The 22,007-nt window shown below is 66.9% G+C and carries 20 protein-coding genes and 1 pseudogene; 13 read left to right on the top strand and 8 right to left on the bottom strand.

Annotated features, from left to right (window positions below; all coding sequences use genetic code 11):
• The first annotated feature begins 89 nt into the window (after window positions 1-89).
• The 5 genes from NFU08_RS02560 (at window position 90) to katG (ending at window position 4,128) form a co-directional block, all read left to right on the top strand.
• Window positions 90-728, top strand: coding sequence for a cysteine hydrolase family protein (locus NFU08_RS02560; protein ID WP_251420500.1), 639 nt, complete (start codon window positions 90-92; stop codon window positions 726-728).
• A gap of 125 nt (window positions 729-853) precedes the next feature.
• Window positions 854-1,210, top strand: coding sequence for a multidrug efflux SMR transporter (locus NFU08_RS02555; RefSeq protein ID WP_251420498.1), 357 nt, complete (start codon window positions 854-856; stop codon window positions 1,208-1,210).
• Entirely contained in the window at window positions 1,207-1,527 is a 321-nt protein-coding gene (locus NFU08_RS02550) for a multidrug efflux SMR transporter (RefSeq protein WP_174174983.1), read from the top strand. Before NFU08_RS02555 ends, NFU08_RS02550 begins: the two co-directional genes overlap by 4 nt.
• An 80-nt stretch (window positions 1,528-1,607) precedes the next feature.
• Window positions 1,608-1,736 (top strand): hypothetical protein, encoded by a 129-nt coding sequence (locus NFU08_RS20810; RefSeq protein WP_285835560.1) that lies wholly within the window; start codon window positions 1,608-1,610, stop codon window positions 1,734-1,736.
• A 97-nt stretch (window positions 1,737-1,833) separates the two neighbouring features.
• Window positions 1,834-4,128, top strand: a complete 2,295-nt coding sequence (gene katG, locus NFU08_RS02545) for a catalase/peroxidase HPI (protein WP_251420496.1) — start codon at window positions 1,834-1,836, stop codon at window positions 4,126-4,128.
• Window positions 4,129-4,207: 79 nt separating this feature from the next.
• Here the strand turns inward: katG and NFU08_RS02540 are convergent, their stop codons facing one another.
• Window positions 4,208-5,299 (bottom strand): SDR family oxidoreductase, encoded by a 1,092-nt coding sequence (locus tag NFU08_RS02540; RefSeq protein WP_251420494.1) that lies wholly within the window; start codon window positions 5,297-5,299, stop codon window positions 4,208-4,210.
• A 206-nt stretch (window positions 5,300-5,505) separates the two neighbouring features.
• On the opposite strand from NFU08_RS02540, the gene NFU08_RS02535 reads away from it, so the two are divergent.
• On the top strand, window positions 5,506-6,681 hold the full coding sequence (locus NFU08_RS02535; RefSeq protein ID WP_251420493.1) for a serine hydrolase: 1,176 nt from the start codon (window positions 5,506-5,508) through the stop codon (window positions 6,679-6,681).
• An 88-nt stretch (window positions 6,682-6,769) separates the two neighbouring features.
• Here NFU08_RS02535 and NFU08_RS02530 read toward each other — a convergent pair whose 3' ends face one another.
• Complete coding sequence (locus NFU08_RS02530) at window positions 6,770-7,429, bottom strand: metalloregulator ArsR/SmtB family transcription factor (protein WP_174174994.1); 660 nt, start codon at window positions 7,427-7,429, stop codon at window positions 6,770-6,772.
• 88 nt (window positions 7,430-7,517) lie between these two features.
• Here NFU08_RS02530 and NFU08_RS02525 point away from each other — a divergent pair, with 88 nt between their 5' ends.
• Genes NFU08_RS02525 through NFU08_RS02510 form a run of 4 tightly spaced genes read left to right on the top strand, consistent with a single transcriptional unit; the run spans window position 7,518 to window position 10,800 of the window.
• Window positions 7,518-7,934 carry a hypothetical protein gene (locus NFU08_RS02525; RefSeq protein ID WP_174174996.1) on the top strand — a complete coding sequence of 139 codons (417 nt, stop codon included), beginning with the start codon at window positions 7,518-7,520 and terminating at the stop codon, window positions 7,932-7,934.
• 6 nt (window positions 7,935-7,940) lie between these two features.
• Window positions 7,941-8,417, top strand: a complete 477-nt coding sequence (locus tag NFU08_RS02520) for a hypothetical protein (protein WP_174174998.1) — start codon at window positions 7,941-7,943, stop codon at window positions 8,415-8,417.
• On the top strand, window positions 8,414-10,282 hold the full coding sequence (locus tag NFU08_RS02515) for a glycoside hydrolase family 15 protein (RefSeq protein ID WP_174175000.1): 1,869 nt from the start codon (window positions 8,414-8,416) through the stop codon (window positions 10,280-10,282). The genes NFU08_RS02520 and NFU08_RS02515 overlap by 4 nt, the downstream gene beginning before the upstream one ends.
• On the top strand, window positions 10,282-10,800 hold the full coding sequence (locus NFU08_RS02510) for a GNAT family N-acetyltransferase (protein WP_174175002.1): 519 nt from the start codon (window positions 10,282-10,284) through the stop codon (window positions 10,798-10,800). The genes NFU08_RS02515 and NFU08_RS02510 overlap by 1 nt, the downstream gene beginning before the upstream one ends.
• Window positions 10,801-10,809: 9 nt before the next feature.
• Here NFU08_RS02510 and NFU08_RS02505 read toward each other — a convergent pair whose 3' ends face one another.
• The 6 genes from NFU08_RS02505 to NFU08_RS02480 all read right to left on the bottom strand — a co-directional run bounded on the left by NFU08_RS02505 (window position 10,810) and on the right by NFU08_RS02480 (window position 19,880).
• Window positions 10,810-11,577, bottom strand: coding sequence for a hypothetical protein (locus NFU08_RS02505; RefSeq protein WP_251420492.1), 768 nt, complete (start codon window positions 11,575-11,577; stop codon window positions 10,810-10,812).
• 143 nt (window positions 11,578-11,720) lie between these two features.
• Window positions 11,721-12,974: an MFS transporter gene (locus tag NFU08_RS02500; protein ID WP_251420491.1), complete on the bottom strand. Its 1,254-nt coding sequence runs from the start codon at window positions 12,972-12,974 to the stop codon at window positions 11,721-11,723.
• A gap of 12 nt (window positions 12,975-12,986) precedes the next feature.
• A complete protein-coding gene (narI, locus tag NFU08_RS02495) occupies window positions 12,987-13,853 on the bottom strand; it encodes a respiratory nitrate reductase subunit gamma (protein ID WP_251420490.1) in 867 nt (288 codons plus the stop codon).
• Between the two features lie 2 nt (window positions 13,854-13,855).
• Window positions 13,856-14,476, bottom strand: a complete 621-nt coding sequence (gene narJ, locus NFU08_RS02490) for a nitrate reductase molybdenum cofactor assembly chaperone (RefSeq protein ID WP_251420488.1) — start codon at window positions 14,474-14,476, stop codon at window positions 13,856-13,858.
• Window positions 14,473-16,167, bottom strand: coding sequence for a nitrate reductase subunit beta (narH, locus tag NFU08_RS02485; RefSeq protein ID WP_174175012.1), 1,695 nt, complete (start codon window positions 16,165-16,167; stop codon window positions 14,473-14,475). Before narH ends, narJ begins: the two co-directional genes overlap by 4 nt.
• On the bottom strand, window positions 16,167-19,880 hold the full coding sequence (locus NFU08_RS02480; protein ID WP_251420486.1) for a nitrate reductase subunit alpha: 3,714 nt from the start codon (window positions 19,878-19,880) through the stop codon (window positions 16,167-16,169). The genes narH and NFU08_RS02480 overlap by 1 nt, the downstream gene beginning before the upstream one ends.
• Window positions 19,881-20,067: 187 nt before the next feature.
• Between NFU08_RS02480 and NFU08_RS02475 the strand changes: the two genes are divergently transcribed.
• From NFU08_RS02475 to NFU08_RS02465, 3 genes and pseudogenes are all read left to right on the top strand, one after another.
• Entirely contained in the window at window positions 20,068-20,709 is a 642-nt protein-coding gene (locus NFU08_RS02475; protein WP_217432147.1) for a DNA alkylation repair protein, read from the top strand.
• 128 nt (window positions 20,710-20,837) lie between these two features.
• On the top strand, window positions 20,838-21,542 hold the full coding sequence (locus tag NFU08_RS02470) for an ABC transporter ATP-binding protein (protein ID WP_251420484.1): 705 nt from the start codon (window positions 20,838-20,840) through the stop codon (window positions 21,540-21,542).
• Window positions 21,539-21,892, top strand: a pseudogene (locus tag NFU08_RS02465) (ABC transporter permease); the annotation flags it as partial. The gene NFU08_RS02470 and the pseudogene NFU08_RS02465, both read left to right, overlap by 4 nt.
• Between the last annotated feature and the right edge of the window lie 115 nt (window positions 21,893-22,007).

Below are 22,007 nucleotides of genomic sequence, written 5' to 3'. Positions count from 1 at the left end.
TTCGTGCCACTGTTGGCGCGCACAGGCGGCGGGAAAACTGGATAAGTTGCCAGAACGCATCCAAAAAAACCTTCAGGGAGAACACCAATATGAGCACCCCCCGCCGCGCCCTCATCCTCATCGACGTGCAGCAGCAGTACTTCAGCGGCCCCCTCGAAATCCAGTACCCGCCCCATCAGGAGTCCTTGCCCACGATCCTTAAGGCAATAGACGCCGCCACCGCCGCGGGCATTCCGGTAGCCGTCATCCAGCACTCCGCAGGCGAAGGCGCACCCGTTTTTGCACCCGGCACCCCTGGCTTCGAACTGCACCCCGAGATCGAACGCCGCAGGACCGGCGAATGGAAGGCAGTCGTTAAGCAGTATGGCTCCGTCTACGCCGGTACGGACCTCGCCGAATGGCTGCGGAAGCACGACGTCGACACGGTCACCTTGGCGGGCTACATGACCAACAACTGCGTGCTCGCCTCCGCCGTGGAGGCAGAGTTCCTCGGCTTCACCACGGAAGTCCTCTCGGACGCCACCGGCGCCATCAACCTCACCAACGGCGCAGGCTCCGCGGACGCGAAGACCGTGCACACCACCCTGCTCGCGCTGCTGAACTCAAACTGGGCGGCAGTAGCGGATACTGACACCTGGACCAGCGCCGTGGCTGCGGATCAGGCCCTTATCGGGAGTGATCTCGGCAGCTCCGCAGTTGCCGGTTTGGAGCTCGTCCCGCAGGTATAGCGGTATAGCGGGCGGCCTCGGCCTCCCACGTGTCCCCATACGTGGGAGGCCCGGGAACACCAGCAGCACTCATGCGGTTGCATCACACGGGGACCAAGCCCCAACGACATTCAAGGACTTTTCTCATGAAGTGGATTCTTCTCACCGGCGCAATCCTGAGCGAGGTGACGGCGTCCCTCTCCTTGAAGGCGGCCCTTGATAATCCTGCCTTCTTTATCGTGGTGGTTCTCGGCTATTCCGCCTCCTTCGCTTTCCTCGCCGCAGTCCTCCGCAAGGGCCTGGGCCTCGGGGTCGCTTACGGCATCTGGGCCGCGCTGGGAGTCACCCTCACCGTGCTGCTGGCCGCCCTCCTGTTTGGTGAGGCGCTGACGCCTGTGATGATGGTCGGCGTCGCCATGGTGATCGGAGGCGTGCTCTGCGTTGAACTGGGGCCGCACAAGGCGCCGGCAGCAGAACCCGAACAAGAAATGGTCCGCTCATGATGTGGCTGTTTCTGGCAGGAGCCATCCTCACCGAAGTGACCGCTACCCTGTTGCTGCGGGTCGCGTCCACCGGTAAGCGGCGCTGGTACGTGCCGGTCGCCGTCGGATACTTCCTGGCCTTCACCCTCCTGACGCTGACCCTCGAACAGGGCATGAACCTCGGCGTCGCGTACGGCATCTGGGCCGCGGCCGGCGTCGCGCTGACGGCCCTGGCCAGCCGCGTCTTCTTCAAGGAGACAATCACCCCCGTCATGATGCTGGGGCTCGGACTCATTATCGGCGGCGTCCTGCTGATCGAGCTGGGCGCGGCGCACTGAGCACCCGCCCCCGTCGTCCGGACTGCCGGCAGGAGCTGGACGTGCACACTCCGGCGCGCGAAGTTTGCAAGACTTGCCAGGTGATTACTGAACACGCCCTGCTGCAGTCGCGTGCCCTCCTGCACCGGTTCTACGAGCCGTTTCCCGTCGTCGAACACTACAACCTGGTCAGTTCGGTCCCCCAGCAGGGCCACTCACCCGCCATGTGACTGCCCCTCCCCCAGCCCCGCCGACTATGTTCAAATGGGAAGGTTGAACCGGCCGCCCGAGTCCGCTCCACGGCCTCGGCCAGATGGAAGGAAGCACATGACCGATCGTCCGGAACACCCTCCTCTACCCACTCCCGGAAGCGCCCAAGGCCTGGACAGCAAGGTCGAGGGCGGATGCCCGGTGGACCATGGCAGCGTCACCGCGCACGGCAGCGAGAGCGAAAACCCGGCCATTGACTCACCCCAGCCCAAGGGGCACCGGCCGCGGACGGTCGCGGACTGGTGGCCCAACCAGCTGGACCTCTCCGTCCTCCACGCCCACCACCCCAAGGGCAACCCCCTCGGCCCGGACTTCAGCTACCGCGAGGAGTTCCAGAAGCTCGATGTCGAGGCACTGAAGCAGGACATCACCGAGGTCCTCACCACGTCCCAGGACTGGTGGCCCGCGGACTTCGGCCACTACGGCGGCCTGATGATCCGGTTGAGCTGGCACGCCGCCGGCACCTACCGTGTCCACGACGGCCGCGGCGGCGCCGGGGACGGCAGCCAGCGGTTTGCCCCGCTCAACAGCTGGCCGGACAACGCCAACCTGGACAAGGCCCGGCGCCTGCTGTGGCCGGTCAAGCAGAAGTACGGCCAGAAACTTTCCTGGGCGGACCTGCTGGTCCTCGCCGGCAACGTCGCCCTCGAATCCATGGGCTTCAAGACTTTTGGTTTCGCCTTCGGCCGCGAGGACGTGTGGGAGCCGGAGGAGATCTTCTGGGGGCCGGAAGACACCTGGCTGGGCGACGAGCGCTACATCGGCGAAGGCCAGATGTCGGAGGAAGTCGGCTCCACGGAGATGGGCCTGATCTACGTCAACCCCGAGGGGCCCATGGGCAATCCGGACCCCAAGCTCGCGGCAGCGTTTATCCGCGAGACGTTCAAGCGGATGGCCATGAACGATGAAGAGACCTTCGCGCTGATCGCGGGCGGCCACACGTTCGGCAAGACCCATGGAGCCGGCGACGCCGACGCGCACGTAGGTCCCGAGCCCGAAGGCGCCAACCTTGAGGCGCAGGGCCTTGGATGGCTCAGCACGTACGGCAGCGGCAAGGGCGGCGACACGATCACCTCCGGCCTGGAAGTCACCTGGACCGACAAGCCCACCCAGTGGAGCAACCGCTTCCTGGAGATCCTGTTCGAGTACGAGTGGGAGCTGGTCAAGAGCCCCGCCGGCGCCCATCAGTGGGTTGCCAAGGACGCGCCCGAGATCATCCCGGACGCGCACGACCCCAACAAAAAGCACCGGCCCACCATGCTGACCACCGACCTGTCGCTTCGCTTCGACCCTGTCTATGAGGAAATCGGGCAGCGCTTCCTGAAGAACCCTGACGAGTTCCAGCTCGCCTTCGCCAAGGCCTGGTACAAGCTGCTGCACCGCGACATGGGCCCGGTCGGCCCGCACATGCTGGGGCCGTGGGTTCCGGAGGCCCAGCTCTGGCAGGATCCCGTTCCCGCCGTCGACCATGAACTGATCGGCGAGCAGGACATTGCGAGCCTGAAGGCCCGGCTTTTGGACTCGGGACTGTCCGTCTCCCAGCTTGCCGGCACGGCGTGGGCTGCCGCCTCCACCTTCCGCAAGACCGACAGGCGCGGCGGCGCCAACGGCGCGCGGATCCGGCTGGAGCCCCAGCGCGGTTGGGAGGTCAACGAACCTGGGCAGCTTTCGACGGCGTTGCAGGCCATCGAGCGCGTGCAGCAGGAGTTCAACTCGTCCCAGGCCGGGAGCAAGAAGGTCTCACTGGCGGACCTGATCGTCCTCGGCGGATGCGCCGCGGTGGAGAAGGCAGCCAGCGACGCCGGCTTCCCCGTCACGGTGCCGTTCCGTCCGGGACGCACCGATGCCGCCCAGGACCAGACCGACGTCGAGCAGTTCCAGTACCTGAAGCCGCGCGCTGATGGGTTCCGTAACTACGTGCGTCCCGGCGAGAAGCTCCAGCCGGAAACCCTCCTGCTGGACAAGGCGTACCTGCTGGACCTGTCCGCACCCGAGATGACGGCGCTCATCGGCGGCATGCGTGCGCTCGGCACCAACATTGGCGGCTCCAGGCACGGCGTCCTCACGGACCGGCCGCAGGTCCTGACGAACGACTTTTTCGTCAACCTGCTCTCCCCCGGCACCAAGTGGAAAGCCTCGAAGAATGAGGAGAACGTCTACGAGATCACCGACGTCGCCACCGGCGAGCTGAAGTGGACCGCCACACCGGTTGACCTGGTGTTCGGCTCCAACTCCCAGCTCCGGGCGATGTCCGAGGTCTACGCGAGCGACGACGCCCGGGAGAAGTTCGTCAACGACTTCGTGGCCGCCTGGGTGAAGGTCATGGAACTGGACCGCTTCGACCTGAAGTGATCCTGCCTCAGTGACAACCGCGTCCGGGCCGGCTGCGTTTTGCGGCCGGCCCGGACGTTTGCCAGTGGTTACCGGCGACTCAGGGAATCAGGTTCTCCGCCCGGTAGCGGTCGAAGAGGGCGGTGAATGCGTCCAGCGTCCGCCGGTATCCCGTGAACCCCGCATCCCGGCTCTTTCCCATGTCAGTCACTACCTCTATGCCGCGCCCCAGGTCGCCGTCCGTGTGCCACCAGGACGCCAGCCGACTCAGGTCCGGCTCGCTGAGATTGTGGCGCGCGGCGATGTCCCGCCACTGGTTCTCCCGGCCTGCCATCGACTGCTCCAGCGGCCGGGGCTTTCCCTGGTACCCCTCCCACTCCACGCCGAAGTAGGCGGCGAGCTTCGGCCACATCCAGCGCCAGCGGAACACGTCGCCGTTGACGATGTTGAAGGCCTCGTTCGCGGCCTCCGGCGTGGTGGATGCCCAGAGCATGTGTTCGGCGAGCAGGCCCGCATCCGTCATGTCCGTCAGGCCGTTCCACTGTGTTTCGGATCCCGGGAAGACGAATTTCTCCCCGCTCTCACGGCAGAGGGTGGCCTGGGCGGCGAGCGTGAGGCCCATGTTCATGGCATTGCCTACGGCATGCCCGATCACCGTGTGTGCGCGGTGCACTGACCACGTGAAGCCCTGCTCCGCCGCAGCGGCCCAAAGCTCGTCCTCCTGGGCGTAGTAGAAGTTCGGGACCGGCAGGCGCGGCTCCTCCTCGTGGAAAGGAGTGTCCGGCATTTCCCCGGCCGCGTACGCCTCGAAGGGCCCGAGGTAGTGCTTGAGGCCGGTCATCAGCGCAACGTGAGCCACGTCCTTGCCCCGGAGTGCCGCCAGGAGGTCCCGCCCCATGCCGGCATTGACGGAGATGTTCTCCTCCTCGGTGTCCTGCCGTGACCAGGCAGTGAAGAAGACGTGCGAGGGATTCTCCTGACGGAGCGCAGCGGCCAATGATGCAGCCGAGGTCAGGTCTGCGGAGAGCCACCGTACGCCGGGACGCTCGGCACCGGGGTTCCGCGAGAGGGCGAGGACGGTCCATCCTTCGCCCGAGAGGGTATCGACGAGCGCAGACCCCGCTATGCCGGTCGCTCCCACAACAAGAGCCGTCTTTTCGGTCCCTGCGGTTGTTCCTGCGCCAATAGTCATGGAGCTCCTTCTGGTTGTGCTGAATCACGCCTGCGCGTAATGGCCTCTAGCGACAAGCCGCTTGCCCGGGGAGATATTCCTCGACCCCCTGCCGCCCCGCTCCTAAACTTAAAGCGCTGGGACTACTGCGCCGGGGAGGCCCTTGACCGGGGGCGGCGCGGTTTGCGGCCCGTCCCTCAAACCTTGGCATCCCATCAGGCGGCGTCATGCGAACGTCCTCCAAATCCCTTCTCGGTGCGCTTGCCGCGGCGGCGCTGGCACTCGGGGCCTGCACCTACTCCGACCCGGCCCCCGCTCCGGCCTCCTTTGGCACTGCTCCCCCGCCCACCAGGTCCATCGACAACACCATGCGCGCGTTCGTGGACCAGGGTTCCGTGGCCGTGGTGGCGGAAGTGCGGTGGCCCGGAGGGACGTGGTCCCGGGCCTACGGTGTCCGCAACCTGGAGTCCAAAGTGGCCGCGACGCCGGAGGACCAGGTTTTCGTCGCCAGTATCACCAAATCCATGACCGCCGTCTCCGTCATGAAGCTGGTGGAAGACGGCCTGATCGGCCTGGACGATCCCGTCAACGGAATCCTGGACAGCTTCACCACGGTCCTGAAACCGCCCGGCCCCATTACTGTCCGCCAGCTTCTGGGCCACACCTCGGGCATGCGCTCCTTCGAAGAGGTCACGGAGAGGACGGCCGACGACGTCCGGCGGGTTATCGAGGAAGACGTCAGTCCCCAGCGGGGACTTGAGCTGACAGGACAGCTGCCATGGGACGCGCGGGACGTAGGCTCCTTCCGCTATTCCAACTCAAACTACCTGGCACTTGGGCAGCTCGTGGAGAAGCTGCGGGGACGGCCGTTTGCGGAGGTGCTGCGCCAGGACGTCATTGACCGGCTGAAACTGGAGCGAACCACCCTTGACCCGGCGGCCGCGGCCGGCCCCGACGTGATCCGCAGCTACATCACCTACCGCGGCGAACGCCTGGACGTGACGGAAGCGCCCGGAGCACTTGGGTCGCCTGCCTCCGGAGCCATGTCCACAATGTCCGACATTAACGACTTCTACGGCGCCCTGTTCCGCGGAGAGCTCCTGGCCAAGGAATCCGTGCAGGAGATGACCCGCGCCGAGGCCATCCCGCTGTACGGCCTGGGGCTGCGGAGGTGGAACCAGGACTGCGACGGCGCCCACCGGTTCGGCGGCACGGGCGGGTACTGGACCTACCGCACGGCCTCCGTGGCCAGCACTGACGGCAAGTACCAGGCCACCATGACCCTGGTCACGCCGCCGATGCCCACTGCGCTCGAAGATCCCGAAACTGACGACAAGTTGAACCTCTGGGATGACCAGATGGTATCCGCCCTGCAGGAGACCCTCGACCGGCTCTGCCCTTAGGGCTGCCGCGTCCGCTGCACCCCGGCGGCACTCCAGGACCGCCCACCGCAGGGACTTGCCGCCCGCCGTCGTACTTTCCTAGGTCTCCTCATGGTGCGATCCTGGCGCAGCACTGGCCCGGGCTGTTGTTGGCCGCCACCCGTTCTTCCGGCTCGCCGCTGCCGGCAGCCGCCCCCCTGAGGAAGGCGCCGTTCATGGCGCAGACGACGGCGGGGTGCCCCTCGGAGAGCCGGTGGAAGGGGCAGTTGGGCAGAGTGAGCCCGCCGCTGCCGTCGGCGCGGGGAAGGTAGCCAAGGGCGATGAGGAAGTCCTCCAGGCCCTGGCTGTCCGCGGCCAGCTCCTTGCCCCTGGCATAGGCGGTGGCCAGGAGAACGTCACGCACCGGCTGGTTGTTAGCCGCAGCCTCGTCGATGGCCGCTGCCATCAGTTCCCCGGCGATGTCATAGTTCCTGTCCGGCACGGAAACACCCACTTCACGGGCAACGGCCCGGTACACCTTCGAAGGGCGCCCGGACCCCGGCCCGGACTTTCCCGCCGGCTTGTGGAACTCCACGGCAAGCAGGCCGTCGGCCACGAGCCTGTCCAGATGGAATGACACCGTGCTTCGGGGAAGATCCGTGGCTTCAGCAGCCTCGTCCCGGCTCATGGCGGCAGGGGCAGCGAGCACCAGCTCGTACAACTGCCGCCGCTTTTCGTCCCCGAGGGAGGACAGCGCCACCACCCGGCGTGCCCACGAAAGCCTGGTCATCCCCGCACCTCTTTCTAAAAAGATTCCTCTTGTTTAAATCTACGGCACTTTCTAAAATCAAGATACCTACTTTTAGAAGGAGCTCGTTATGACAACAAAAGCAGCCCACACGCCGGCGTTGGCCCGGGACCGGAAGGCGGAACACCAGGCCTTCCTGTTGCTCCGCACGGTCTTCACAGTGGCACCCATCGTTTTCGGGCTGGACAAGTTCACCAACCTGCTGGTCGACTGGACGATTTACCTCGCCCCGGTGGCCACGGCGATCGTGCCCCTGCCCGCCCAGACCATCATGTACGTGGTGGGCGTCGTCGAGGTGATCGCCGGCATTGCCGTGGCTGTGCGGCCGCGGTTCGGTTCACTGCTCGTGGCCGTCTGGCTCCTCGGCATCATCGTCAACCTCCTGGTCCTCGGCGGCTTTTACGATGTGGCGTTGCGGGACTTCGGGCTGCTCGTCGGCGCCCTCGCCCTGAACCGGCTGTCCCCGGGGACAGGCATCTTCAGGTGAGCTGACATGGACTGGCAGGGGTGGGCCCTGTTTGGGCTTGTTGCAACGACTGTGCTGACCGCAGTGATGATTGCGGCACAGATGGCAGGGCTGACCCGCCTGGATCTGCCGCTGGTCCTCGGAACCCTCGTCACGCCCGACCCGGACAAAGCCCGGGTGGCCGGCTTCTTCATCCACCTCGCCGCAGGGCAGGGGTTCGCCCTGGGTTACGCCGCGATCTTCGCTCTCCTGGGCCAGGCAACGTGGTGGATCGGCGCCCTGCTGGGGCTCCTGCATGTGGCGGTCGCACTGACGGTAATCCTGCCCCTCCTGCCCGGAGTCCATCCCCGGATGGCCTCCAGCAGGGCGGGGCTCACCACCACGGCGGCGCTGGAGCCGCCGGGCTTACTCGGCCTGAACTACGGCATCCAGACTCCGGCAGTAGCCGTGGCCGCCCATGTGGTCTACGGTGCCGTTCTTGGAATGTTTCTGGGGGCGGCATGAGCCTCGACCATGTGAACCAGGCCCCGCAGCGGCTGGACCAGCCGGATCCGCTCCAGGGCCGGCAATGGTGTCCCGCGCCCCTTGCGGAGTACGGGCTCCTGGGCGACACCCGGACCGCCGCACTGGTCTCCGCCGCCGGGTCAGTGGACTGGCTCTGCGTCCCGGCGTTCGACGGCGAGCCCCTCTTTGGTGCGCTGCTCGGCGGGCCGGCGGCGGGACGGTTCCTCACGGGACCCGGCCAGCCGGCCTCCCTGGTAACGCGGCGCTACCGGAAAGAAACCGCAACCCTGGAGACAGTGTGGGCGGCCCGGGACGGCCTGCTCACACTCACGGAGGCAATGATCACCGAGGTCGCCGGCCAACTGCTCCCGAGCACCATCCTCATCCGGCGCCTGACGGCGGAACAGTCTCCGGTGCGGGTCACCGTGATCTTCGACCCGCGGCTTGGCGTGCGTCATCGCCGCCCGCGGGTACGCCAGGGCCGGGATCTTGTCTGCGACTGGGGCCCGGTGGCAACGTCCCTCGGTTCAAGTCCGCGGGTGGACCTGGAACCAGGGCGTCCGCTGCACCTCGTGGTCACCCCGGGCACACCCCTGACGTTCGTCCTGGCCATCGCGTATGGAGAACCACTCATCCATGTACGCCCCGCGGCAGCCTGGGACCTCGTCGCCAGGGACGAAGCACGCTGGCAGGCCTGGACGGAGGGGATTGACCACTCCATCCCGTTCCGGGACCACGTGGTGCGGAGCCTGCTGACGCTCCGGTTGCTGACCTACTCCCCCTCCGGCGCGCCGGTTGCCGCCCCTACGACGTCCCTGCCGGAGGACCCGGGAGGCATCCGCAACTGGGACTACAGATACTCGTGGCCACGCGACGCCAGCATCGGCGTGGGGGCCTTCCTGCGGGTGGGCAAAATGCAGGAAGCACTCAATTTCCTCGGGTGGCTCCTTCATGCCAGCCGGCTGGACAGGCCGCGCCTTCCGGCACTTTTCTCCCTGACGGGAGGCCGCGTGCCACGGGAGCGCCAACTGCCGGACTGGCCGGGGTATGCCGGAAGCACGCCGGTGCGAACCGGCAACCTCGCCGCCGCACAGCACCAGCTCGACGGTTACGGCTGGGTCCTGGACGCGGCCTGGAACCTCGTGGACAGCGGCCGCTCCCTGAATTCGGAGACCTGGCGGGCCATGCGCGGTTTCACGGACCTGGTTGCCGCCAGGTGGCAGGAACCAGATGCGGGCATCTGGGAGATACGCGGCGAGGCAGCCCAGCACGTGCATTCCAAAATCATGGCCTGGCTCGCACTGGACCGGGCGCTGCGGATCGCTGCCACGCACCGCCTCGGCCGCAGGCGCCGGGCCCGGTGGCAAACCGCACGCAGCGACATCGCGGCCCAGGTGCGGGCGAAAGGATCCGACCCGGGCAGGAATACCTACGTGCGCGCCTACGGCTCTGACGATCTGGACGCCGCCCTGCTTGTCCTGCCCCTTACCGGCCTGGAGCAGCCCGGCTCCCGCCTCCTCGAGGGAACCATCGACGCCGTCAGCAGTGAACTGTCCGCGGGTTATCCGCTGCTGTACCGGTATCCGCCAGGGCGCGACGGCCTTCCGGGAAGCGAGGGAGCCTTCCTGCCCTGCTCATTCTGGCTGGTGCAAGCCCTGGCGATAACCGGCAAGGCCCAGGAAGCGAGGAGCCTGTTTGAAGCCCTCCTGGAAGTGGGCTCCCCGCTGGGACTGTTCAGCGAGGAAATGGACCCTGCCAGCGGCGCGCTTCTGGGTAACTACCCGCAGGCCCTCACGCATTCCGCCCTTGTCCAGGCCGCGCTGGCCCTCCGCGACAACCCTCCTCGATCGAATACGATCTTGTGATGGCCCGCCTCATCGCTCCGGACGCACGCTTCCACTCCTCTTGGCTGGAGGCGGCCGCCGAATTTGAGGGCCTCCGCCAGGACGGCGCGGGCGCAGACAGCTGGCCGCTGGAAGAACTGCAGGATCCCGGGGCTTTCAGCCGCTTCGTCGAGGCCCTCGTCAAGGATGCGCTGCCTGAAAGCCCGCGGAAGCCGGGGTACGTGCCCTGCACCTACCTGTGGATCGTTGAGGGCGGCACGTTCCTTGGCTCACTCGCCATCAGGCACGAGCTGAACGACTTCCTCCTCAACGAGGGCGGGCACATCGGCTACAGCGTCAGGCCCTCCGCACGGCGCCACGGCCATGCAGCCAAGGCGCTGGCCGATGCCCTGCCGATCGCCCGGGAACTCGGAATCCAACGGGTACTCCTCACCTGCGATGAGGACAACGCAGGCTCCCGGGCGACCATCGAAAAGAACGGCGGCAGCTACGAGGACACCCGCAACGGCAAGCGCCGCTACTGGATCGACACCGCGTAGCGCGAAACCCTACCCCGCCGGCCGCAGCGACGTGATCATCCGCTTGATATCCCGGTACTCCTGCGTCCCCGCGTACAGCTTCGCTTTCTGCAGGTACGGCAGCGACGGATCACCCGGCGTCCGGTTGAGTTCCGGGTTGTAGAACGCCCCGAACGTGGCGGCATTGGGCGGCCACGTGAAGAAGTGGAACATATAGCAGGCTGACTCTCCCTCGGGGTGCGGTGCGGACGTGATGCCGTAGGCCGCAGCGGGGGTATCCGGCGGGCCTGCGGCGGTTTCGTTGCCGCGCGTTTCGAAGGTATAACGCGGAACCGTGCCGTACTGGGCCAGTTGCGGCATCTCCTGCGATTCCAGAACCTCGTAGGGGTACTTTTCGGTGCAGGTAGAGCCGGTGGCCATGTTGGTGCGAAGCGTCGCCAGCAGTCGGCCATCCTCGCTGGTCACCTCGGCGAATGCCCCGCCGCCCTCGGCCAATTCCCCGGCCGGGTCCTTGATGTTCCAGGTAGACGGAAGGTCGAAGGACAGATCACCGGCCGCCGTGGTGTAGGTGGTCCAGGAAGCCGACGCCGGTGCAGTTGCCGTTGGGCTGCCTGGGGCGGCGCTCGGTGACTCTGCCGCCGTCGTCGTTTCCGTGGGTACTGGCGTGGCGCTTGCGCTGACGGAAGCGCCCGACGGCGTCGCCTGCGGTGGGTTGGCCGGCCCACCGCAGGCGGTGAGCAGCGAAAGTGAAAGAAGTACTGCCGGGGTTACCGCGCCGGGCCACGCTGACCGCCGCATTTCCGCCTCCTCGAGGGCTGTTTGTGATGCCTCAATTCTGAGCCCGCGCCGCAGCCCGGGACCCGTTAGTCAACCCATTGGCGCCAAACTGTTGCCCTCGTAACGAAACTGCCCCGGCGGCCCCGGCCACCCGCCGTCGGAGGTCACGTCCCCTTCAACGCGCCCTGCCGCGCAGGCTGCTTCGGCGAGCGGATGGCCACGATGGTGAACACAAACGCAACGACGGCCGTGACCACCAGCAGCATCAGGCCGATGAAATAGCTGTTGTCAGCTGCGTTGTAGGTGGCGCCCATGACCAGCGGCGGGAAGTAGCCGCCCATCCCGCCGGCCGCGCTGACAATGCCGCTGATGCTGCCCACCTTGCCGGCCGGCGCAAGCCTGCCCACCCAGGCGAACACGCCTCCGGTGCCCAGGCCCAGTGCTGAGGCCATCGCCACGAAGGTGAGGCCGGCCGGGATCTCGCCGTCGGGCCGGAGGTTCACGATGAACGCCAGGACCGCAATGCCCGCCAGGGACGAGAGCACCACCGGCTTGGACCCGATCCGGTCCGCCAGCACTCCCCCAATGGGCCGGAACAGCACCGCCGCCAGGGCAAACCCGGCGGTCCGGGTGCCGGCAGCGGTCGGATCGAACTGGTAGATGTCCCGGAGGTACGTGGGCAGGTAGGTGGCAAAGGAGACGAACCCGCCGAAGACGATGGCGTAGAGGAAACACAGCTTCCAGGTGACGGCGAGCCCGGCCGCGTCCTTGAGCTTGGGGATCACCGGTGCGGTATTCCGGTGCCAGTCCGGCGACTCCTTCAGGTTGAACCAGATCACGGCCCCCATCACCACCAGCAGCCCGGCGATCAGCAGGTGCGTGGGCAGGTACCCGATCCAGGTCACCAGCCGCGGGGTCAGGAAGGCCGCCAGCGCGGTCCCGCCCATCCCGGCGCCAAAAACGCCCGTGGCGAAGCCGCGCCGTGAGGGCTCATACCAGGCAGAAACGAAGGGGATTCCGACGGCGAACACGGTCCCTGCCACGCCCAGGAGCAGGCCGGCACCGAGCACCAAGGCATAGGAACCGAGGGTGCCGCCGAGGGCCACCAGCAGCACCGGCGGAACGCTCCCCAGCAGGACAAACGTGAACATGGCCCGGCCGCCGAACCGGTCCGTCATGGCGCCCACCACGATCCGGCCGAGCGATCCCACAAAGATCGGCATGGCCACCAGCACGGCGGTGGCGGTGGAGTTCAAACCCATTTCCTGGGTGTAGCGGGCACCCAGCGGCGCCACGATGTTCCACGCCCAGAACGCCGTGACCGAGGCGGCAGTGGCCAGGGCCAGGTTCCGTCCCTTGCCGGGGTGGGAGGTCTCAGCGGGGGCGGAGGTTCCGGTGGGCGGCGCGGATTCAGTCATCTTCTTCTCCTCTCACCGGTTCCGCGTGTCCCGGTCCTGGGTTCCGACCGCGGACCAGCCTCGCTTCGCAGCGGGGGCGTTGGGGTTCTGGGCGGCAGTGGTTCCGGACCTGCTTCCGGCCCCGGCACGCGCGCGCCCGCCCGTCCGGCCGCCGTCGCGGTCCCTGGAGCGGTACACAATGTACGGGCGGAAGAGGTAGTGGAACGGCGCGGTGAAGGCGTGGACCAACCGCGTGAACGGCCAGATGATGAACAGCGCCATCCCCACCAGCGTGTGCAGGTGGAAGGAGAACGGCGCGGCAGCCATGGCCGCGATGTCCGGCTGGAAGATGAACAGCGACCGGAACCATGGCGCCACGGTTTCGCGGTAATTGTGCCCGTGCCCGCCCTCGAACACGCTGGCTAGGGTGGTCCACAAACCAAACACGATGGCTGCCGTGAGCACCACGTACATGGCCTTGTCGTTCTTGGTGGTGGCCATAAACACCGGCCCCGTGGTGCGCCGCCGGTAGATCAGCAGCACGATCCCGCCCAGGGTCCCGATGCCGGCGATCCCGCCAACAAACAGGGCGTTGAAGTGGTAGAAATCCTGGCTCATCCCCACCGCTTCCGTCCAGGACTTCGGGATAACCAGCCCGAAGAAGTGCCCGGCAATCACGGCGAGCAGGCCGAAGTGGAACAGCGGCGAGGCGATCCGCAGCAGTTTCGATTCATAGAGCTGGGAGGACCTGGTGGTCCAGCCGAACTGGTCGTACTTGTAGCGCCAGATCAGCCCGCCCACCAGGACCACCACCATGACGTAGGGCAGGACGCCCCACAAGACAATGTCCAGGGCAGAGAGTTCGACGGCGGCACCGGGCTGTGCTTCCAACGTCACCATGGTCAGGCCCCCTTCACGGGCAGCAGGCGCGGATCGTAGGGGTCAAGGCCAACCGCCTCCGTGGGCGGCCCGTAGCCTGCCATCCGCATCACGGCCTGTTCATCCGCCGGCGACTTTCCGGGCAGCGTGGCGCAGATGGCCGCCAGGATCCTGGCGTGCGGAAGCTTGTCCCGGAGCAGCCCGAACTTCAGCATCTCCAGGCTCGGACGGTACCGGATCAGCAGCTCCCGCCCTGCGGCGAAGTCCACCAGCGCGGTGTACTCGAGCACCATGGGCAGGTAGTCCGGCAACTCCCCCTGGGTGTCCACCAGGATGTCGCTTTGCCGGTAGGCCTTCTTGAAGCTGCCCAGCACTTCGCCGCGGCGCCGGGTGTCCCCGTCCGTCCAGTAGCTCAGGTGCAGGGCGTGGCGCCTGCTGAGGTCGAACTCCCGCACATAGTGCGCCTGTGCCTCCATCAGCGGCATGGCTTCCAGCGCGTCCAGCACCTCCTGGAAGGGTTCGACGGCGCCCGGGAACTCCGCGAGCGCGGCGCGCATGAGCGGGACCTTGCCCAGGAGGTCCTGGTCCGGGTAGGACAGGCACCACGCACCGGCCATGTACACCACCTGGTCGCGGCGGCTCACGGCTGGTCCTCCGCCGCGGCCAGGGTCCCCGGTTCGGGCCCCTTGTCCGGGAAGAGCCCCGGCGGAGCCCCGCGGCCGTCCCAGTTCAGCAGGTTCACCCTGCCCTTCAGGCTGGTTCCGGCTGATACCTCGTCGCTGGTCTGCCTGTCGCGCAGGGCGTTGAACGTGTCCACCGCAACCGGCACCGGCCTGCCGCTTGCCTCACCGAAAGGCGAGGAATCCTGCATGCCCGGGCCGCCGTCGAAATCCAGCGAGCAGCCCATCTCCTCCAGGTCATGCGCCTGCTCCACGTGCGCCTTGGGAATGACGTACCGCTCGTCGTACTTGGCGATGGCCATCAGCCGGTACATCTCGTACATGGTCTGCCCGTCCATGCCCACGGCCTCGGCGATGGACTCGTCCGGGTCGTTGCCCAGGCTGATGCCGCGCATGAACGCACGCATGGCCGCAAGCTTCTTCAGCACCGCGGTGACCCGGTCCGCGTCCCCGGCGGTGAAGAGCTCGGCGAGGTACTCCACCGGAATGCGCAGCGCATCAATGGCGCCGAACAGGTTGCCGTGGTCCTCGCCGTCGTGCCCCTGGTCCCGCAGCAGGTCCACCACCGGGGACAGCGGCGGCACGTACCAGACCATCGGCATGGTTCGGTACTCCGGGTGCAGCGGCAGGGCCACCTTGTACACCTTGGCCAGGGCGTACACCGGCGAGCGCCGGGCGGCGTCGATCCAGTCCTCCGGGATATCCTGCGCCCGGGCCTCCGCCTGGACGGCGGGATCGTTCGGGTCCAGCAGGACGTCCATCTGGGCGTCGTAGAGTTCCTGCGGGTCGGTGACGGACGCCGCCGCGGTGACCGCATCGGCGTCGTACAGAAACAGCCCAAGGTACCGCAGCCTGCCCACGCAGGTCTCCGAGCACACCGTGGGAATCCCCACCTCCACCCGCGGATAGCAGAAGGTGCACTTCTCGGCCTTGCCGGTCTTGTGGTTGAAGTAGATCTTCTTGTACGGGCAGCCGGTGACGCACTGCCGCCAGCCGCGGCACTTGTCCTGGTCCACCAGCACAATCCCGTCCTCCACCCGCTTGTAAATGGCGCCGGAGGGGCAGGAGGCCATGCAGGACGGGTTCAGGCAGTGCTCGCAGATCCGCGGCAGGTAGAACATGAACGTCTGCTCGTACGCGAACTTGATCTTGTCCTCTGACTCGCGCCGGACCTTCTCCACCAGCGGGTCCAGGTGGCCGTTCTCCGCGGAGCCGCCCAAGTTGTCGTCCCAGTTCGCGGACCAGGTGACCTTGGTGTCCTCCCCCGTGATCAGGGATTTGGGCCGGGCCACCGGGAAGTCGTCGCCGAGGGGCGCGTCCACCAGGGTTTTGTAGTCGTACGTCCAGGGCTCGTAGTAGTCCTTGAGCTCGGGCTGGACCGGGCTGGCGAAGAGCCCGAACATCTTCTTCACCCGGCCGCCGGCCTTCAGGACCAGCTTGCCCCGCTTGTTCAGGTCCCAGCCGCCGCGCCATTTGTCCTGGTCCTCGTAGCGGCGCGGGTACCCCTGGCCGGGCCGGGTTTCCACGTTGTTGAACCAGACGTACTCAGTGCCCGCCCGGTTGGTCCACGCCTGCTTGCAGGTGACCGAACACGTGTGGCAGCCGATGCACTTGTCCAGGTTCATCACCATGCCCATTTGAGCCATGACCCTCATCAGTACTGCACCTCCTGTGAGCGGCGGCGGACCGTGGCCACCATGTCCCGCTGGTTTCCGGTGGGGCCGAGGTAGTTGAACGCGTACGCCAGCTGGGCGTAGCCGCCGATCAGGTGCGACGGTTTGACCAGCAACCTGGTGACCGAGTTGTGGATGCCGCCGCGCCGTCCGGTGGCCTCCGACTTCGGCACGTCGATGGTGCGTTCCTGCGCGTGATGGACGTACACCACACCCGCGGGCATCCTGTGGCTGACGATGGCCCGGGCCACCAGGACGCCGTTGATGTTCAGGCATTCCACCCAGTCGTTGTCCCGGACCTGGATGGAGTCGGCGTCGGCAGGGCTCATCCAGACCGTGGGCCCGCCGCGGGACAGCGAGAGCATCAGCAGGTTGTCCTGGTATTCGGAGTGGATGGACCACTTGGAGTGCGGCGTCAGGTACCGGACCACCACCTCCAGCTGCCCGTTCCGGCCCAGTTTGGGTTCGCCGAAGAGCCGGTGCATGTCCAGCGGCGGCCGGTAGATGGGCAGCGCCTCCCCGATGTCCGTGATCCAGTCGTGGTCCAGGAAGAAGTGCATGCGGCCGGTGAGGGTGTGGAAGGGCTTGAGGCGCTCGATGTTGATGGTGAAGGGGGCGTAGCGGCGGCCGCCCGTCTCCGAGCCCGACCATTCCGGCGACGTGATCACCGGCACCGGGGCCGCCTGGGTCTGGGCGAAGGTGATGAACTTTTCCTCGGACCCCTCGGACAGGTCCGCCAGTTTCCGCCCGGTCCGGATCTCCAAATCCTTGAAGCCCTGCACGGACAGCGCGCCGTTGGTGGTGCCGGAGAAGGCCAGGATGGCCTCCGCCATCTTGGCGTCGGTGTCCATGGCCGGGCGGCCGTCCGCGGCGCCGCCGAGCATCACGCCGTTCGAGTGGCTGAGCCGCTGGAGCGGCCCGGCCAGTTTGTAGGTGACGTTCTTGACGGTGAAGCCCAGCGTGTCCGCAAGGGGTCCGACGGCGGCCAGCTTGTCCGCGATGGCCGTATAGTCACGCTCCACCACCGAAAAGACGGGCATGTTCTGGCCCGGCACGGCGGGGATGTCCGGCTTCCGCCAGTCCCGGACCGTCCCGCCGGGCTGGGCGAGCTGGCCCGGGGTGTCGTGCTGCAGCGGCACGCTCACCAGGTCGCGCCGGATGCCCAGGTGGGTCTTCGCCAGCCGGGAGAACTCGCGGGCCAGCAGGTGGAAGGTGTCAAAGTCGGTCTTGGTTTCCCAGGGCGGGTCGATGGCCGGGGTGAAGGCGTGCACGAACGGGTGCATGTCCGTGGAGGACAGGTCGTGTTTCTCGTACCAGGTGGCGGCGGGGAACACCACGTCGGACAGCAGGGTGGTGGAGGTCATCCGGAAGTCGGCGGAGACCAGCAGGTCCAGCTTCCCTTCCGGCGCCTGCTCGTGCCATTTCACATTCGTGGGTTTGAGCCCCTCCGCATGGTCCTCGCCCAGGACGTTGTTGTGGGTGCCCAGCAGGTTCCGCAGGAAGTACTCGTTGCCCTTCGCCGAGGACCCGAAGAGGTTGGAGCGCCACAGGACCAGGGTGCGCGGCCAGTTCTCCGGGGCATCGACGTCCTCGATGGCCGGGTTCAGGGTCCTGTTCTTGAGTGCGTCCGCGATATAGCTGGGGGTGTCCTTGGCGGTTCCGGCGGCGACGGCGGCCTCCGCCTCGTCGGCGAGGTCCAGGGGGTTGCGGTCGAACTGCGGGTAGAACGGCATCCATCCAAGCCGCGCGGACTGGGCGATGGCGTCCGCGGTGTGCAGGCCGTCCAGGGCGCCGGTGGACAGCGGGGACTTCAGCGCATCCGCTGAATATCCGTCCTGGCGCCACTGGTCCGTGTGCATGTACCAGTACCCGGTGCCGATCATGGTGCGCGGCGGCCTGGACCAGTCCAGGGCATTGGCCAGCGACACCCAGCCGGTGATGGGTCGGGTCTTTTCCTGCCCCACGTAGTGCGCCCAGCCGCCCCCGTTCCGTCCCATGCAGCCGGTCAGCATCACCAGCGCCAGGATGGCCCGGTACGTGGTGTCGCCGTGGAACCACTGGCAGATCCCGGCGCCCATGATGATCATGGACCGGCCCCTGGACTGCTCGGCGTTGCGGGCGAACTCGCGGGCCACCCGGATGCAGGCCTGGGCGGGAACGGACGTGATCTCCTCCTGCCAGGCCGGGGTGTAGGGAGTGGAGGCGTCGTCGTACCCGGCGGCCCACTCGCCGGGGAGGCCTTCGCGGCCCACGCCGTACTGCGCGAGCATGAGGTCGAACACCGTGGTGGCCAGCTGGCCTTCCACCTCGATGACGGGCACGCCGCGGCGGAGCACGCTGCCGGTGCCGTCCGCCTGCTCGAAGCACGGGAGCAGGATCTCGGCGCTTTCTCCCGAGACCTCCCGCAGCGACAGCGCCGGTTCCATCCCCTCGAGGTCCAGGTTCCACCTGCCCTCGCCGCTGCCGGAGTAGCGGAACCCCATGGAACCGTTCGGGACGGCGGGTCGGCCTGCCTTCTTGTCGAACAGGACGGTGCGGAAGGCAGCGTCCTCAGCCCCGGACTCCGCCGGGATGTCACGCGCGGTGAGGAATTTCGACGGCGTGAGGGCGCCGTCGTCGCGCTTTTCCAGGCGGACCAGGAACGGCAGGTCCGTGTACTGCTTCACGTAGTCCGTAAAGAAGGGCACCTGCCGGTCCACGAAGAATTCCTTGAGTGTCACGTGGCCCATGGCCATTGCCAGCGCGGCGTCGGTTCCGGCCTGGGCGGGAAGCCATTCGTCGGCAAACTTGGTGTTGTCCGCATAATCCGGGCTGACGGTGACCACCTTGGTGCCGCGGTACCGCACCTCGGCCATCCAGTGCGCGTCCGGGGTGCGGGTGACGGGAACGTTGGAGCCCCACATCATGAGGTAGCGCGCGTCCCACCAGTCGCCGGACTCGGGCACGTCCGTCTGGTCCCCGAACACCTGCGGGCTGGCCACGGGGAGGTCCGCGTACCAGTCGTAGAAGGAGGTCATCACGCCGCCGATGAGCTGGATGAAGCGGGTTCCCACCGCGTGCGAAACCATGGACATCGCCGGGATGGGCGAGAAGCCGGCGCAGCGGTCCGGGCCGTAGGTCTTGATGGTGTTGACGTGCGCGGCGGCGGCAATCTCGATGGCCTCCTGCCAGGACACCCGGACCAGGCCGCCTTTGCCGCGGGCCTGCTGGTAGCGGCGCCGCTTGTCCGGGTCCGCGGCGATCTCGGCGAAAGCGTGCACAGGGTCGCCAAGCCGGGCCTTCGCCTCGCGGTACATCTCCACCAGGACCCCGCGGGCGTAGGGAAAGCGGACCCGGGTGGGCGAGTAGGTGTACCAGGAAAAGGCCGCCCCGCGGGGGCAGCCTCGTGGTTCGTATTCAGGGCTGTCCGGCCCCACCGAGGGGTAGTCGGTCTGCTGGGATTCCCAGGTGATGATGCCGTCCTTGACGTACACCTTCCAGGAGCAGGACCCGGTGCAGTTCACGCCGTGGGTGGAGCGGACCACTTTGTCGTGGCTCCACCGGTCGCGGTAGAAGATGTCCCCCTTGCGGCCGCCCTCCCGGAAGACTGCCCTGCCGTCGTCGGTCTGGTCCCACTTCGTGAAAAACCGGCCCACCTTCAGCATTGCATCCGATGCTGCTCCGTCTACCCCCGGGACAAAACTCTCCTCAGCCATGCTGCCACGGTAGGTGTGGCTCCGGCGGGCGAGTAGGGTCTTTCGACTGGTTGCGTTTTGGGCGGGGCGGGACTAGGTTTCGGCTCGCCGGGTGATTCTTCCGGCCGTAGGCTGAAAACCGCAGGCAGCGGACAGGAGACAAGCGGTGGCCGGGACAGCATTGACAGGAACAACGGTGGCGGAGCTGATGGCCGAACTGGCGGAGCTCGAGGACCCGAGGGCACGCGAGGTGAACGAGCGGCACGGCGATGACCACGGCGTGAACCTCAGCAAGCTCCGCGCCATCGCCAAGCGGCTGAAGACCCAGCAGGACCTTGCCCGCGAGCTGTGGGCCACCGGCGACACAGCGGCCAGGCTGCTGGCGCTCCTTGTCTGCCGGCCCAAGGCCTTCGGGCGGGATGAACTGGACGCCATGCTGCGCGAGTCGCGCGCGGCCAAGGTGCAGGACTGGCTGGTGAACTACGTGGTGAAGAAGGGCCCGCACGCCGAAGACCTGCGCGTGGCCTGGCTGGCCGACCCGGATCCCGTGGTTGCCGCTGCCGGCTGGGCACTGACCAGCGAGCGCGTGGCCAAGGCGCCCGAGGGCCTGGACCTTCCGGGGCTGCTGGACGTCATCGAGGCAGAGATGAAGGACGCCCCGGACCGGCTGCAGTGGGCCATGAACACCTGCCTCGCCCAGATCGGAATCGAGCACGCCGGGCACCGGGCGCGGGCACTGGAGATCGGCGAGCGCCTGGAGGTGCTCAAGGACTATCCCACGTCTCCGGGCTGCACGTCCCCCTTCGCCCCCGCCTGGATCAACGAGATGGTCCGCCGGAACAATGGCTGACGTCCGGGTGGTGCGCTGAGCCCCTCATACCTCCTCCTCTAGAAAACTACAGTCACTGCATGATAAATTGCAGTTACTGCAATTTATCGACAGGAGAAAGACATGTCAGGCTTCTCAAGGCGACCATAATGACCTCCCCGCTGGTCATCGACGCCAGGAACATCAGCAAGAGTTACGGCAAAGGATCCAGCACGTTCCACGCCCTCAAGGACGTCACGCTGCAGGTGGCGCCAGGGGAAAGCGTAGCCATCGTCGGGAAGAGCGGGTCCGGCAAGTCCACCCTGATGCATATCATCGCGCTGCTGGACACGCCGGATTCCGGCAGCCTCTCCTTCAACGGCCGCGACGCCCTGGCACTGCCGCCGAAGAAGGCCAGCGAGCTCCGCAACAAGGAGTTCGGGTTCGTTTTCCAGCAGTTCTTCCTGACGCCGGGGACCAGCGTCATGGACAACGTGACCCTTCCACTGAAGATCGCCGGGGTGTCCCCCAGGGCACGCAGGGAACGCGCCCTGGCCGTGCTGCGGCAGTTCGAACTCGAGGACAAGGCCGCAAGCAACGCCAATGACCTCTCGGGAGGACAGAAGCAAAGGGTGGTGATCAGCCGAGCCCTCATCAACGAGCCAACGGTCATCTTTGCCGACGAACCAACCGGCAACCTGGACAGCGCAACCGGAGCAATCGTTGAAGACACCCTCTTCCAATTGAACCGGGACCGCGGCATTACCCTGGTCATCGTCACCCACGACGAGGATCTCGCGGCCCGCTGCGACCGCCAGGTCTTCATCCGCGACGGCGTGGTTGTTCCCTCCGGGGCGGGAGTGGCTGCCGCATGAAAGCCACCGATCTGGTCGGGTCCGCTGCCCGCAACACCCTGCGCAGCAAGCTCCGCACCACGCTGACAGTGCTGGCCCTGTTCATCGGGGCGTTCACCCTGACGCTGACGACGGCGGTGGGTGCGGGAGTCACGGACTACGTCACCAAACAGGTGGCTTCGCTGGGAGCCGATGACGTTTTCATCGTCACCAGGACCGCCGGGGATACAACCGAAGGTCCGCGTGCGTATGACCCGAAGACATCCAGTGCGTCGTCCGCAACGGGTGGCCCCGCCCTGCCAGGGGCCGGACAAAGCGACCCGATGACGGAGGCTGACCTTGAAAAACTCGCAGGGATAAGCGGCATTTTCCGGGTTGACCCTGTCCAGGCGGTGGCTGTTGACTTTGTGCAGTACAACGGCGGCGGGCAATTCGAGCTCAGCGTCAATCCCACATCCTCGATCACCCGGGCAGACCTCCTCCCGG

The sequence above is a fragment of the Pseudarthrobacter sp. NCCP-2145 genome (assembly GCF_023708005.1).
Lineage (GTDB): Bacteria > Actinomycetota > Actinomycetes > Actinomycetales > Micrococcaceae > Arthrobacter > Arthrobacter oxydans.
This window is presented reverse-complemented; position numbering and strand designations above follow the sequence as displayed.